At 62.0% G+C, this 13,950-nt stretch carries 11 protein-coding genes; 7 read left to right on the top strand and 4 right to left on the bottom strand.

The window, feature by feature from the left end:
• Positions 1 to 13: 13 nt before the first annotated feature.
• From J5M56_RS11765 to J5M56_RS11745, 5 genes are read left to right on the top strand one after another with little or no spacing between them, the layout of a single operon-like run.
• Positions 14 to 1,195, top strand: a complete 1,182-nt coding sequence (locus J5M56_RS11765) for an SfnB family sulfur acquisition oxidoreductase (RefSeq protein ID WP_207936949.1) — start codon at positions 14 to 16, stop codon at positions 1,193 to 1,195.
• Positions 1,195 to 2,586: an LLM class flavin-dependent oxidoreductase gene (locus J5M56_RS11760; protein WP_060478692.1), complete on the top strand. Its 1,392-nt coding sequence runs from the start codon at positions 1,195 to 1,197 to the stop codon at positions 2,584 to 2,586. Before J5M56_RS11765 ends, J5M56_RS11760 begins: the two co-directional genes overlap by 1 nt.
• The gene (locus J5M56_RS11755) at positions 2,579 to 3,379 is read left to right on the top strand and encodes a MetQ/NlpA family ABC transporter substrate-binding protein (RefSeq protein ID WP_207936948.1); all 801 of its coding nucleotides are present in this window, start codon (positions 2,579 to 2,581) and stop codon (positions 3,377 to 3,379) included. The genes J5M56_RS11760 and J5M56_RS11755 overlap by 8 nt, the downstream gene beginning before the upstream one ends.
• Position 3,380: 1 nt before the next feature.
• On the top strand, positions 3,381 to 4,490 hold the full coding sequence (locus J5M56_RS11750; protein ID WP_207936947.1) for an ATP-binding cassette domain-containing protein: 1,110 nt from the start codon (positions 3,381 to 3,383) through the stop codon (positions 4,488 to 4,490).
• Positions 4,480 to 5,124: a methionine ABC transporter permease gene (locus J5M56_RS11745; protein ID WP_207936939.1), complete on the top strand. Its 645-nt coding sequence runs from the start codon at positions 4,480 to 4,482 to the stop codon at positions 5,122 to 5,124. The genes J5M56_RS11750 and J5M56_RS11745 overlap by 11 nt, the downstream gene beginning before the upstream one ends.
• Positions 5,125 to 5,192: 68 nt before the next feature.
• Here J5M56_RS11745 and dibA read toward each other — a convergent pair whose 3' ends face one another.
• Positions 5,193 to 7,088, bottom strand: a complete 1,896-nt coding sequence (dibA, locus tag J5M56_RS11740) for a phosphodiesterase DibA (protein WP_186478372.1) — start codon at positions 7,086 to 7,088, stop codon at positions 5,193 to 5,195.
• 148 nt (positions 7,089 to 7,236) lie between these two features.
• On the opposite strand from dibA, the gene desA reads away from it, so the two are divergent.
• Both desA and J5M56_RS11730 read left to right on the top strand, forming a co-directional pair.
• A complete protein-coding gene (desA, locus tag J5M56_RS11735) occupies positions 7,237 to 8,421 on the top strand; it encodes a delta-9 fatty acid desaturase DesA (protein ID WP_186478371.1) in 1,185 nt (394 codons plus the stop codon).
• A 142-nt stretch (positions 8,422 to 8,563) separates the two neighbouring features.
• A complete protein-coding gene (locus J5M56_RS11730; RefSeq protein WP_207936937.1) occupies positions 8,564 to 9,550 on the top strand; it encodes a sensor domain-containing diguanylate cyclase in 987 nt (328 codons plus the stop codon).
• A gap of 24 nt (positions 9,551 to 9,574) precedes the next feature.
• Here J5M56_RS11730 and J5M56_RS11725 read toward each other — a convergent pair whose 3' ends face one another.
• The 3 genes from J5M56_RS11725 to gabD all read right to left on the bottom strand — a co-directional run bounded on the left by J5M56_RS11725 (position 9,575) and on the right by gabD (position 13,875).
• The gene (locus tag J5M56_RS11725; RefSeq protein WP_060478685.1) at positions 9,575 to 10,837 is read right to left on the bottom strand and encodes a response regulator; all 1,263 of its coding nucleotides are present in this window, start codon (positions 10,835 to 10,837) and stop codon (positions 9,575 to 9,577) included.
• Positions 10,838 to 10,973: 136 nt separating this feature from the next.
• Complete coding sequence (gabT, locus tag J5M56_RS11720) at positions 10,974 to 12,251, bottom strand: 4-aminobutyrate--2-oxoglutarate transaminase (protein ID WP_060478684.1); 1,278 nt, start codon at positions 12,249 to 12,251, stop codon at positions 10,974 to 10,976.
• A gap of 181 nt (positions 12,252 to 12,432) precedes the next feature.
• Positions 12,433 to 13,875: an NADP-dependent succinate-semialdehyde dehydrogenase gene (gabD, locus tag J5M56_RS11715; RefSeq protein ID WP_060478683.1), complete on the bottom strand. Its 1,443-nt coding sequence runs from the start codon at positions 13,873 to 13,875 to the stop codon at positions 12,433 to 12,435.
• Positions 13,876 to 13,950: the final 75 nt, after the last annotated feature.

The following is a 13,950-nucleotide window of genomic DNA, read 5'->3' as shown; positions in this document are numbered from 1 at the left end:
TGCGGAGATCACCATGACTACATCCGTTATCACCAGCGACGCCCAGGCACTTTCCGTCGCTGAACACATCGCCCAGCAACTCGAGCGTGACAGCGCTCTGCGCGACCGCGAACGCCGCTTGCCCCATGCCGAGCTGGAACTGTTCACCCGCTCCGGCCTATGGGCCATCAGCGTTCCCAAAGCTTTCGGCGGCGCCGGCGTATCCAACGTCACCCTGGCCAAAGTCGTCGCCCGCATTGCCCAGGCGGACGCCTCGCTGGGGCAAATCCCGCAGAATCATTTCTACGCCCTGGAAGTACTACGGGTGAACGGCAGCCCCGAGCAGCAGCATCGGCTGTATGCCGAAGTCCTCGCAGGCCGCCGCTTCGGCAATGCACTGGCAGAGCTCGGCACTAAAACCGCTCACGACCGCACCACGCGCCTGACCCGCGATGGCGCCGGTTATCGCATCAATGGACGCAAGTTCTACGCCACCGGTGCCTTGTACGCCCAGCGTATCCCGACCTCGGTGATCGACGAGCAAGGCCGTCAGCAACTGGCTTTCGTCCCCGCCGACAGCCACGGCCTTGAAGTCATCGATGACTGGAGCGGCTTTGGCCAACGCACCACCGGCAGCGGCTCGGTGACATTCGACAACGTTTGGGTCGGCGCCGAAGACGTGGTGCCCTTCGAAAGCGCTTTCGAACGCCCGACCCCGGTCGGCCCGCTGGCGCAGATACTGCACGCAGCCATCGACACCGGCATTGCCCGTGCTGCGGTGCAAGACGCCCTGCATTTCGTGCGCACCCGCAGCCGACCGTGGGTTGATTCGGGCGTGGACAAGGCCAGTGACGACCCTCTGACCCTGAAAAGCTTCGGCCATCTGGTCATCCGCCTGCATGCCGCCGAGGCGTTGCTCGAGCGTGCGGGTGAATACCTCGACCGCGCTCAGCTCGACAGCACTGCCGACAATGTCGCGGCAGCTTCGATTGCGGTAGCCGAAGCACGGGCGATCAGCACTGAGGTGTCTCTGTCCACTGGCACCAGCCTGTTCGAACTGGCCGGCAGCCAGGCCACGCTGGCCGAGCACAACCTCGACCGCCACTGGCGCAACGCACGCGTGCATACGCTGCACGACCCGGTACGCTGGAAATACCACGCCATCGGCAATTACTACCTCAACCACGCAAACCCTCCACGCCGGGGGACCATCTGATGGCCAAGCAGATCCTGCTCAATGCCTTCAACATGAACTGCATTGGGCACATCAACCACGGCCTGTGGACCCACCCACGGGACACCTCGACCCAGTACAAGACCCTGGCCTACTGGACCGATCTGGCGCGCCTGCTGGAGCGTGGGCTGTTCGACGGTTTGTTCATCGCCGATATCGTCGGCACCTATGACATTTACGGCAACTCCGTCGACGTGCCGCTGAAAGAGTCGATCCAGTTGCCGGTCAACGACCCGCTGCTGCTGGTATCGGCCATGGCCGCGGTCACACGCCACCTGGGCTTCGGCCTGACCGCCAACCTGACCTACGAAGCCCCTTACCTGTTCGCTCGGCGCCTCTCCACCCTCGACCACCTGAGCAATGGCCGGGTCGGCTGGAACATCGTCACCGGGTACCTCGACAGCGCCGCCCGCGCCATGGGCCTGGCGCAACAGCCCGAGCACGACCGCCGTTACGACCAGGCCGACGAATATTTGCAGGTGCTCTACCAACTGCTCGAAGGTAGCTGGGCGGACGATGCCGTGGTCAGCGACCGCAAACGCCGGGTGTACGCAGAGCCGAGCAAAGTGCGCAAGGTGCGCCACCAAGGCGAGTTCTACACGGTCGAGGGCTACCACTTGTGCGAGCCCTCGCCACAGCGCACGCCGGTACTGTTCCAGGCAGGCAGCTCCCCGCGTGGCCTGGCGTTTGCCGGCAACCATGCCGAATGCGTGTTCATCAGTGGCCAGAGCAAAGCCGCCACCCGCGCCCAGGTCGACAAGGTGCGTGCGGCCGCCCAGGCTGCCGGCCGCAGCGCCCAGGCAGTGAAGGTGTTCATGGGCATCACGGTGATCGTGGCGCCTACCGAGCAACAGGCTCAGGCCAAATACGCCGAATACCTGCAACACGCCAGCGCCGAAGCCGGTGTTGCCCATTTTGCGGCCTCGACCGGCATCGACTTTGCCAGCTACGGGCTGGACGAGCCGATCGGCGCCAGCAAAGGCAATGCTATTCAGTCGGCCACCCGGCAATTGCAGGAAAACGTCTGGACCCGCCGCCAGCTGTTGCAACAGCACGCCTTGGGCGGACGCTATGTGACGCTGGTCGGTGCCCCGGACCAGATTGCGGAGCAACTGATTGCCTGGATCGACGAAACCGGCCTGGACGGTTTCAACCTGACCCGCACCGTGACCCCGGAAAGCTATGAAGACTTCATCGAGCTGGTGGTCCCCCAGTTGCAGCAACGCGGCCGCTACAAAACCGCCTACGCCGACGGCACCCTGCGCGAAAAGCTGTTCGAAAGCGATCACCCGTACCTGCCCGCCGAGCACCCAGGTTCCACCTACCGCAACCCACCTATCGTCAGCCCGACTGGAGCCCTGCACCATGCTTGAAAAATTGATCCGGCCCGTCGCGGCCTTTGCCATCAGCTTGAGTCTGGCCACCAGTGCCGTGGCTGGCGAACCACTTAAGATCGGTACCACCGCCGCCTTTGCCATCCCGCTGGAGGCAGCGGTGGAAGAGGCACACAAACAAGGCCTGGAGGTGAAGCTGATCGAATTCAGCGACTGGATCGCGCCGAACGTCAGCCTCAACAGCGGCGATATCGACGTCAACTACTTCCAGCACATTCCCTTTCTGGAAAACGCCAAGGCTGCAGCCGGTTTCAACCTGGTGCCCTATGCACCCGGCATCATCAACAACGTCGGCCTCTATTCCAAACGCTACAAAAGCTTCGCGCAACTGCCCGAAGGGGCAAGCGTGGCCATCGCCAACGACCCGATCAACAGCGGCCGCGGCTTGCAGCTGCTGGCCAAGGCTGGCTTGATTACCTTGAAACCGGGCGTGGGTTACAAGGCCACTGAAGACGACATCATCGCCAACCCCAAGAAGTTGAAGATCCTACAAGTCGAAGCCGTGCAACTGGTGCGCGCCTACGACGATGCCGATCTGGTCCAGGGCTACCCGGCCTACATCCGCCTGGCCAACAGTTTCGACGCCACCTCGGCACTGCTTTTCGATGGCCTTGAAAACAAGGAATACGTGATTCAGTTCGTCATCCGCCCGCAAAGCAAAGACGACCCTCGCCTGGCCAAGTTCGTGGATATCTACCAGCACTCGCCAGCGGTACGTGCGGCGCTGCACAAAGCCCACGGCAGCCTGTATCAAGCCGGCTGGGAGGGCTGAGATGAGCCAGGCCAATGCGCTCAGGGCGCCAACTGCTCAACCATCACCAGCCCCGGCCACCCAGCACGCCCTGCGACCTGAGCTCGACCAGGCCCACGTGCGCTTCATCGAGCTGGGTAAGACCTACCCCGGCCAGCAGCAACCTGCCCTGCAGGGCATCGACCTGAATATCCGCCGAGGTGAGATCTTTGGCATCATCGGCCGCAGCGGCGCGGGCAAGTCGTCGTTGCTGCGCACCATCAACCGCCTGGAACAGCCAAGCCAGGGCCGCGTGCTGATCGACCAGATCGATATCGCACCCTTCGACGAAGAACGCCTGGTGGCGCTGCGTCGGCGCATCGGCATGATTTTCCAACACTTCAACCTGATGTCGGCCAAGACCGTGTGGCAGAACGTGGAGCTGCCGCTGAAAGTCGCGGGCGTGGCGAAGGCCGAGCGTCAGCGTAAGGTCCGCGAGCTGCTTGCGCTGGTTGGCCTGCAAGACAAACATCAGGTTTACCCGGCCCAGTTGTCCGGGGGCCAGAAGCAGCGGGTTGGCATCGCCAGGGCACTGGTGCACGACCCCGATATTCTGCTGTGCGATGAAGCTACCTCGGCGCTCGACCCCGAAACCACGGCGTCCATCCTCCGGTTGCTGCGCGACATCAACCTGCGCCTGGGCCTGACGGTGGTGCTGATCACCCATGAAATGGCCGTGATCCGTGATATCTGCCATCGCGTGGTGGTGCTGGAGCAGGGAGCTGTGGTGGAACAGGGCGAAGTCTGGCGGGTGTTCGGCAGCCCCCGCCACGAGGTCACTCGTACCCTGCTTGCACCGTTGCAGACCAAGCTGCCTGCTGCGTTACAGGCAAGCCTGCGGGCCAATCCAGTGGGTCAAGACAGCGCCGTGGTGCTCAAACTGACCCTGCTTGGCGAACCTGCCCTGTCGGAGCTGTTCGCCGACCTGGGCGGGCGTGTGCGCCTGCTCCAAGGTGGCGTGCAAACCATTGGCACGCATGCGCTTGGCCAACTGATCCTGTCTGTTCAGGGCTCGGTGCATGACACCCAGCAATTGCTCGACCGTGCACGGTGCTGGGCCGAGAACGTGGAGGTACTGGGCCATGTGGTTTGATCGCTTGCTGCAAGGGCTGCTCGACACGCTATTGATGGTGGGCGTGTCTTCATTGATCGCGCTGCTGCTGGGTGTGCCGATGGCAGTACTGCTGGTCACCAGCGATAAAGGCGGTATCTACCAGGCACCGTTGCTCAATCGCGTGCTGGGTGGCTTCGTCAACCTGTTCCGCTCCATCCCATTCTTGATCTTGATGGTCGCGCTGATCCCCTTCACTCGGCTGGTGGTAGGCACTACCTACGGCGTCTGGGCAGCCGTGGTACCGCTGACCATCGCTGCCACACCTTTCTTCGCGCGGATTGCCGAGGTAAGCCTGCGCGAGGTCGATCATGGTCTGGTGGAAGCCGCCCAGGCCATGGGTTGCCGGCGCTGGCACATCGTTTGGCATGTGCTGCTGCCTGAGGCGCTGCCGGGGATCATCGGCGGGTTTACTGTCACGCTGGTAACGCTGATCAACTCTTCGGCCATGGCCGGGGCGATTGGCGCAGGCGGGCTGGGGGACATCGCCTATCGCTACGGGTATCAGCGTTTCGACAGCCAGATCATGTTGACCGTGATCGCCATGCTGGTGGCTTTGGTGGCACTGATACAACTGGGTGGGGACAGGCTGGCGAAAGGGTTGAACAAGCGTTGACGCCCCTGGCGTTGCCTCTGCTGCGCCTGTGAGATATCACAGGCGCAGAGAACCTGGCGCCCTACCTTTCAACCCCAGCGCAGATCGCCAGCCGGGACCGGCCGGCCGAACCAGTACCCCTGCCCCAGTTGGCACTGCTGCTCCAACAGGAACCGCGCCTGCTCGGCCTCTTCGATGCCTTCAGCATGCACTTGCATGCCCATGCTCCGCGCAAGGGCGATGATCACCCGCACGATCGCAATGTCATCATCGTCCAACGGCAGGCCAGCCACGAAACCTTGGTCGATCTTGAGCTTTTGCACGGGCATGCGCTTGAGCCGCAGCAGCGACGAATAGCCTGTACCGAAGTCATCGATGGCCAGGTTCAAGCCCAGCTCACGCAAGCGATGCAGTTGTTCAAGGGCCACCTCCGGGTCTTCCATCACCGCACTTTCGGTCACCTCCAGTTCCAGCAAGGCCGGGTCCAAGCCGGTTTGGTGGAGCACATCGGCAACCTGCCTGTACAACTCACGCTGGCCGAACAAGCGGCTAGAGATATTTACGGCAACGAATTCCAGCGATCGCCCCTGGGCCTGCCAATGCACCATCTGCAGGCATGCTTCACGCAGTACCCAGGCATCGATCTCGGCAATCAGCCCAGTGCGCTCGGCGATCGGAATGAACTCCCCAGGCGGCACCAACCCGCGCTGCGGATGCTGCCAGCGAACCAGCGCCTCGACCCCGACCATCCTTGCCGTGAACAGGTCATGCACCGGTTGGAAAAACACCCGCAGCTCATCCTTGGCCAAGGCCCGGCGCAGTTCACTGGCGGTTTCGACACGGTGCTGTGCGTGCGCGGTCAGCTCCTCCGTGTACAACGCATAGCAGGCACGGCCACTGCTCTTGGCCTTGAACAGTGCCGAATCGGCATTGCGCAACAGCTGCTCGGCGCTCAGCGCATCGCTGGGGAACAGGCTGATACCCACGCTGGCACTGATGAACAGCCGGTGGCCGTCGAACTCGAAAGGTTCGCGCATGCGCTCGATGATGCCTTGGGCCAGCTTGCCAGCTTGCCCTACCTGCTGGCAGTTCTCGGCCAGCACCCCGAACTCGTCGCCGCCCAGACGCGCCAGGGTAACGCTGCTGCCCACGGCCTGGCCCAGGCGCTCGCCAACCAGCTTGAGCAACTGGTCGCCGATGGTGTGGCCAAGGCCATCGTTGATGCTCTGAAAGTGATCCAAATCGAGCAACAGCAGCGCGCAGCCTCGCTTGTTGGCCTGCGCCGCGGCCAGGGCCTGCCGGGCACGGTCGTTGAACAGCAACCGATTGGGCAACCCGGTGAGCGGGTCATGGTGGGCCAGGTAAGCGAGTTCCTGTTCGGTATGTTTGATGGCACTGATGTCGCTGAACACCGCCACATAATGACTCAGCTCACCATGCTCATCGCGAATGGCGCTGATGGTCTGCCATTGCGGGTAGATTTCGCCGCTTTTGCGGCGGTTCCAGATCTCACCGCTCCACTCGCCCTTTTCTGCCAGCGCCCCGTAGATTTGTTGGTAGAACGCCGCGTCATGGCGCCCAGACTTGAACTTGCTGGGGCGCTGGCCGAGCACTTCCTCCTGCTGGTACCCAGTGATCTGCATGAAGGCACGATTGACATGCACGATCAGGCCGTGACGGTCGGTAACCAGTACGCCTTCCAGTGTACTGTCGAACACAGCTGCAGCCATGCGCAGGCGCTCGCGGTCCTCGCTGCGCAGGCGCGCGCCGACGCCGATGAAGTTGAGCAGACGGGCGCGGGTCACGAAGATCAGCAGGGCGCTGACCAGCACCCACACCACTACATTGATCTGCCGGCCCACGGTTAACGCAAGCGGGTCGTCAGTCATACTGCGCAGGACCACCTCGGCCAACACCAGCCAAAGGAACGAGAGCACCACATACAGCGCGGCCATGCGCAAGGCGTCGCGAACGGAAACAGACATGTCGGGGGGGAAAGCCCATGAAAAAGGATGGGGCATTATAAAGGCTGAAACATGCCGTGACTTCCTATCGGAAAGGGTGACTGGTTTTATTTCCCTGCCAAGGGATAATCACACCCTTCTCCCTGCATTCACGAGGGCTTCTACACCTATGTGGTACAACGGTTTGCTCGACTTGTCGGCCTGGCAACTGGTTGGCGTCACCCTGCTGATGACCCACGTGACCATCATCAGCGTCACTCTCTACCTGCACCGCTACTCCGCCCACCGTGCGCTGGAGCTTAACGGCGCGCTCAAGCACTTCTTCCGCTTCTGGCTGTGGCTGACCACAGCGCAGAACACCCGTGAGTGGACCGCCGTTCACCGCAAGCACCACGCCAAGTGCGAAACCCCGGACGACCCACACAGCCCCGTATACAAGGGCCTTGGTACGGTGCTGCGCAAAGGCGCCGAACTCTACCGCGAAGAGGCCCGCAACCCTGAAACGCTGCGCATCTATGGCAAAAATTGCCCGCAGGATTGGGTCGAGCGCAACCTTTACTCACGCTTCAAATTCGGCGGCATCGTGCTAATGGCCATCATCGACCTGCTGCTGTTCGGCACCGCTGGCATCACCGTCTGGGCGGTGCAGATGATGTGGATTCCGTTCTGGGCCGCAGGCGTGGTCAATGGCTTGGGCCACGCGGTGGGCTACCGCAATTTCGAATGCCGCGACGCCGCCACCAACCTGGTGCCGTGGGGCATCGTCATCGGTGGCGAAGAGCTGCACAACAACCATCACACCTACCCCAACTCGGCCAAGCTTTCCGTGAAGCGCTGGGAGTTCGACATGGGCTGGGCCTGGATTCGTCTGTTCTGCCTGCTGCGCCTGGCCAAGGTTCAGCGCGTGGCGCCCATCGCCCACAGGGTCGAGGGCAAGGCCAGCCTGGACATGGACACTGCCATGGCCATCCTCAATAACCGGTTCCAGATCATGGCCCAGTACCGCAAGCTGGTGATCGCCCCGCTGGTCAAGCAAGAGCTGGCAAAAGTCGATGAGTCTGTCCGCCATCGCTTTCGCCGTGCCAAGCGCCTGCTGTCCCGTGAAACCAGCCTGCTGGAAGACCGTCACCACCTGCGTATCGAGGGCATGCTCGCCCATAGTCAGGCGCTGAAGACCATCTATGAGAAGCGGCTCGCCCTGCAACAGATCTGGGCGCGCACCAGCGCCAATGGTCACGACATGTTGGCCGCAATGAAAGATTGGGTACACGAGGCCGAGGCCAGTGGTATTCATGCCCTGCGCGACTTCGCAGCACAGCTTAAAACCTACTCCCTGCGCCCCACTGGCGCCTGAAGGCCGCTGATCGGCGCGCCCTGCAATAGGGCGTGCCTGCTGGAACTTACCCTGTGAAAACCGACTCAAAACCCGCACATCGCCCGCGTGGCGGGCCGGGTTCTTGGCCGCACGCCTCATTGTTGAGATCCGCTCCGTGCTCATGGCCAAACACCTTCCACCTTTGCTATCAGGTAGCCAACCTCCCGAAACTGCACAAACCTTGCTGGCCCTGCTCCACGCCCAAGGCGAAGTTGCCCGCTTGAGTGAACGCGACCAGCTCTACAGCTCACTACTGGACAGCGTCAATGCCGTGCTGTGGGCTTTTGACTGGGAAACCCGTCAAGTGCTTTATGTCAGCCCCGCCTACGAGCGCATCTTCGGCCGCCCAGCCAGCCTGGTACTGGCCGACTACAACGAGTGGCGCGACAGCATCTATCCCGATGATCTGGACTTCGCCGAGCGTAGCCTGGCCCAGGTGCTGCTCAAAGGCGCCGTGGAGGACCGGGAGTACCGTATTCTCAACGCCAGCGGCCAGGTCCGCTGGCTGAGCGATAAGTGCTACATCAATCAACAGAGCGAAGGTGAGCGGGTCATCGTCGTTGGTATTGCCGAAGACATCACCGAAAAGAAGCAATTGGAAGGCGAACTGCAGCGCCTGGCTACCACCGATGTGCTGACCCAGAGCAGCAACCGCCGGCATTTCTTCGAGTGTGCCCGACAAGCGTTCGATCACGCCCGAGAGGACGGCACACCTTTGGCCTTTCTGCTGTTGGACATCGACGACTTCAAGCGTATCAACGACAGTTACGGCCATCAGGAAGGCGACCAGGTGCTCCAGCGCATCGCCGACAGCGGCAAAGCCGTTCTACGCCGGGGCGACCAGTTCGGGCGTATCGGGGGTGAAGAGTTCGCCGCCATCTTCCCAGGTTGCAATGCACAAGCCGCCGAGATCATTGCCGAGCGCCTGCAGCGAGAGGTCCAACGGCTGAGTTTCAGCCACAACGAACAGACCTACAGCGTCACGGTAAGCCAAGGATTGACCGCCCTGACCGATCAAGACACCTCGCTGGACGACCTGTTCGCCCGTGCCGATGCCGCTATGTACCGCGCCAAGCGGCAGGGCAAGAATCAGATCGTTCACGGCTGATGGCCCCGCGGCTGCCACGGTAGCTCAAACGTTGCTGGAGGCGTCCGGGTCGAGCGGCCCATCGGCATGGGGCTCCCCTTCAGGATTCGCCACCTTGCGTAACCGGCGCAGCTCTGGCAGGCCAACCTTGAGCAAGCGCGCCGTCTTGCTACTGGCAAGCTTCTCCAGGCCTTGCTCTGCCGGCAGCCGGGCGAGTTGCCCAGCCAGGTTCATGGCCAGGATCTCCCGAGAATACACACCACCACCCAACTGGTAGATCGCTGCAATCAGCTCCCGCAGGCTCAGCGGCAGGCGCCAGCGGGTGCGCAAGGCCGAGCCGAATGCCGCACCGAACTCCTCCAGTGAAAGTGTCACCCGCCCCTCGTCCAACTCGCCTCCGGCCAGGCGCCACTCCTGCAGGCAGCGCAACACCGCCAAGTCACCCAGGCAATGCAACAGGCCGGCGCAGTAACAGCGCTCTTGCTCCAGCTCGAGCATGCGTGCCAGCGAGCGGGCGTATTCCGCGCAATGCAGTGACAAGTTCCAGTAATGCGTGGCGTGTTGTGTAAGCAAGGGGTCGCTCAGGCGCGCGCTGCGCTTGAGCGTAAGACCCAGGATCAAGTTCATGCTCTGGGTGCTGCCCAGCTTGTTAAGCGCCTGCAGCAGGGTCTGCACAGGCGCGTCACGGTGCAGGCTGGCGCTGTTGGCAGCGGCGATCAGCACCGCAGTGATCTGCGGGTCGCCACGCACCTCTTCTTCGAGCACTTTGAGGTTGAGGCCTTGGGGGTTGAGCGCACGCTTGATAGCCAGTTGTACATCCGCGAACAAAGGACCGCCATCGGCACTGGCGCGGCGCTGCTCAAGGTAAGCCGGCAGCCTGGTGCCAGGCTGCAACGGTGGCACAGGGCAGGCCACCTGCTCACCTACTGCCAGCAACAGCTCTTCGAGGCTTTTGCGCAATTTATCGAGATTCAGCGGCTTGCTCAGGTAAGCCGTGGGGTGCAGTGGTAAGGCTTCGCGAACGCTGGCGCTGTCGCTGCGGTTGCTCATGAGAATGAACGGCAACCCCGGGCCTTTGACCCGCACCTTGCGCAGCAGGTCCAGGCCATCGACGCCGGCCAGCTCGCGGGCGGCGATGATCAGGTCAGGCTTGCTGGCCAGCGCCGCAAGAGCCTGAGTGCCGTCGGCGCAGACTTGCAAGCGGGCATCGCAGCGCACGCTGAGCAGCATCTCGCTCAACATTTCCCTTACCCAAGGGTCACCTTCGGCAATCAATACGCAAGGTGGGGTGGGGTCTGCAGCACTCATCAGCAACTCCTGAATATCCCTGACACGCAATCCGTTGCAGCTTCCAAGGCAAGTCCTCACACCACCATAGCGCTACAGGGCTTTTCTTGGCACAAAAAAACCCGCCGAAGCGGGTTTTTTCATGAAGCGCGTCACATCAGGCGAGTTCAGCGAAGCACTCTTCGATGATGGCCAGGCCTTTGTCCAGCAGCGCGTCTTCGGCGGTCAGCGGAACCAGGATACGCAGGACGTTGCCGTAGGTGCCGCACGACAGCAGGATCAGGCCCTTGTCGCGCGCTTTGGCCACAACTTGGGCAACAGCAGCAGCGTTCGGGGTGTGGGTGCCCTTCTCGAACACTTCCACAGCGATCATCGAGCCCAGACCACGGACGTCGCCAATGATCGGATGCTTTTCCTGGATCTTGCGCAGGCCAGTGGTGAGGTGCTCACCGACCGCCTTGCTGCGGTCCAGCAGTTTTTCTTCCTCGAACACCTGGATAACGGCCAAGGCAGCGGCGCAGGCGATCGGCGAACCGGCGTAGGTGCCGCCCAGGCCGCCCGGGGCGATAGCGTCCATGATTTCGGCCTTGCCGCACACACCGGCCAGCGGGAAGCCGCCAGCAATGGATTTGGCGAAGGTGGTCAGGTCAGGCGCAACACCCATCTGTTCCATGGCGAAGAAGGTGCCGGTACGGCCAGCGCCAGTCTGCACTTCGTCGGCGATCAGCAGAATGCCGTGTTTGTCGCACAGCTCGCGCAGACGCTTCATCAGCTCTTTCGGCGCTGGCAGGAAGCCGCCTTCGCCTTGTACTGGCTCGAGGATGATCGCGGCGATGTCGCGTGGCTCGGCGTCGTTCTTGAAGATGCGCTCGACCGAAGCGATGGCGTCGTCAACGCTGATACCGTGCAGTTCGCTCGGGAACAGGGCGCGGAAGATGCCGCCTGGCATCAGGCCCATGCCTGCGGAGTACGGTACGACCTTGCCGGTCAGGCCCAGGGTCATCATGGTGCGGCCATGGTAACCGCCGGTGAAGGCGATCACGCCAGCACGGCCAGTGGCAGCACGGGCGATCTTGACGGCGTTTTCAACGGCTTCAGAGCCGGTGGAAACCAGCAGGGTCTTCTTGTCGAAGTCACCTGGAACCAGCTTGTTGATCTTTTCGCACAGCTCTACGTAAGGCTCGTACGCGAGCACCTGGAAGCAGGTGTGGCTGACCTTGGTCAGCTGCTCTTGCACGGCTGCAACCACTTTCGGGTGCAGGTGGCCAGTGTTCAGTACTGCGATGCCGCCGGCGAAGTCGATCAGTTCGCGGCCTTCAACGTCGATCACCGTGGAGTTCTTCGCGGATTCAACGAAGATTGGGTGAATCTGGCCAACGCCACGTGGGACGGCGGCTACACGACGTTGCATCAAGGATTCGTTGGTCTTGCTCATAATGCCCTCATTTGCGCCAATCAGCGGCGCTTTTATTCGGGGGTGGCTGGGAGTGCTCGCGAACAGTATTCGTTGATCGACTGCCGTGAACGCCCTGGCCACCAGGTGCTGCGATGTCAAAAAAGCCAGCGAGACGTCGCTCTCGCGCCCCGCTGGCAGAGGTAAAAGCTTTACCCGGCGATCAAACGCTGATGCACAGGTACTTGATTTCGAGGTAGTCCTCGATACCGTACTTGGAGCCTTCACGACCCAGGCCCGAAGCCTTGATGCCGCCGAATGGCGCGACTTCGTTGGAGATCAGGCCGGTGTTGATACCCACCATGCCGTATTCCAGGGCCTCGGCAACACGGAACACACGGCTCATGTCACGGGCATAGAAGTACGAGGCCAGGCCGAACTCGGTGTCGTTGGACATGGCAATGACTTCGGCTTCGTCTTTGAAGCGGAACAGTGGCGCCAGTGGGCCGAAGGTCTCTTCTTTAGCGACTGCAGCGGTTTTCGGCACGTCAACCAGGATGGTCGGCTCGAAGAAGTTGCCTTCGATCAGCTTGCCACCGGACAGCACCTTGGCGCCTTTGCCAACGGCGTCTTCGATGTGTTCCTGAACCTTGGCTACAGCCTTGCCGTCGATCAGCGGGCCAGTGGTGGTGCCCTCTTCCAGGCCGTTACCGATCTTCAGTTTGGCCACTGCGGCAGCCAGCTTCTGAGCGAACGCGTCGTAGACGCCGTCCTGCACATAGATACGGTTGGCGCAAACGCAGGTCTGGCCGTTGTTGCGGTACTTGGAGATGATCGCGCCCTCGACCGCCTTGTCCAGGTCGGCGTCGTCGAACACGATGAACGGAGCGTTGCCACCCAGTTCCAGGGAAACTTTCTTGATGTCCTTGGCGCATTCTTGCATCAGCTGGCGACCAATTTCGGTCGAGCCGGTGAAGGACAGCTTACGTACCAGGGAGTTGCCGGTCAGCTCGCCGCCGACTTCACCAGCGCTGCCGGTAACTACGCTCAGCACGCCAGCCGGGATACCGGCACGGTTTGCCAGTTCGACCAGCGCCAGGGCCGAGTATGGGGTCTGCGAGGCAGGCTTGAGCACCATGGTGCAACCCGCAGCAAGGGCCGGGCCGGCTTTACGGGTGATCATGGCAGCCGGGAAGTTCCACGGGGTGATGGCCGCCGTAACGCCGATTGGCTGCTTGATGACGATCAGGCGCTTGTCTGGCTGGTGACCTGGGATGGTGTCACCATAAACGCGCTTGGCTTCTTCGGCGAACCACTCGATGAACGAGGCCGCGTAGGCGATTTCGCCTTTGGCTTCGGCCAGCGGCTTGCCTTGTTCGGTGGTCATCAGGCGAGCCAGGTCGTCCTGGTTTTCGATCATCAGTTCGAACCAGCGACGCAGCTTGGCCGAGCGCTCCTTGGCGGTCAGTGCACGCCAGGCCGGCAGGGCCTTGTCGGCGGCTTCGATGGCGCGGCGGGTTTCCGCAGTGCCCATCTTCGGCACGGTACCGATGACTTCACCTGTGGCCGGGTTGGTCACATTGATGGTCTGGCCGCTGTCCGCATCCAGCCACTCACCGTTGATGAAGGCTTGCTGGCGGAACAACTGAGCGTCTTTGAGCTGCATGTCGGCTTCCCGAATTGTTGATTGTATGAAAAGCGCCCAACGCAGGGCATCGAGCGTTTGAAATCTCAAACGAAT

This window comes from Pseudomonas sp. 51_B, assembly GCF_017491595.1.
Taxonomy (GTDB): Bacteria; Pseudomonadota; Gammaproteobacteria; order Pseudomonadales; family Pseudomonadaceae; genus Aquipseudomonas; species Aquipseudomonas promysalinigenes.
The sequence above is the reverse complement of the archived record's forward strand: the minus strand, read 5'-3'. Positions and strand labels throughout refer to the sequence as shown.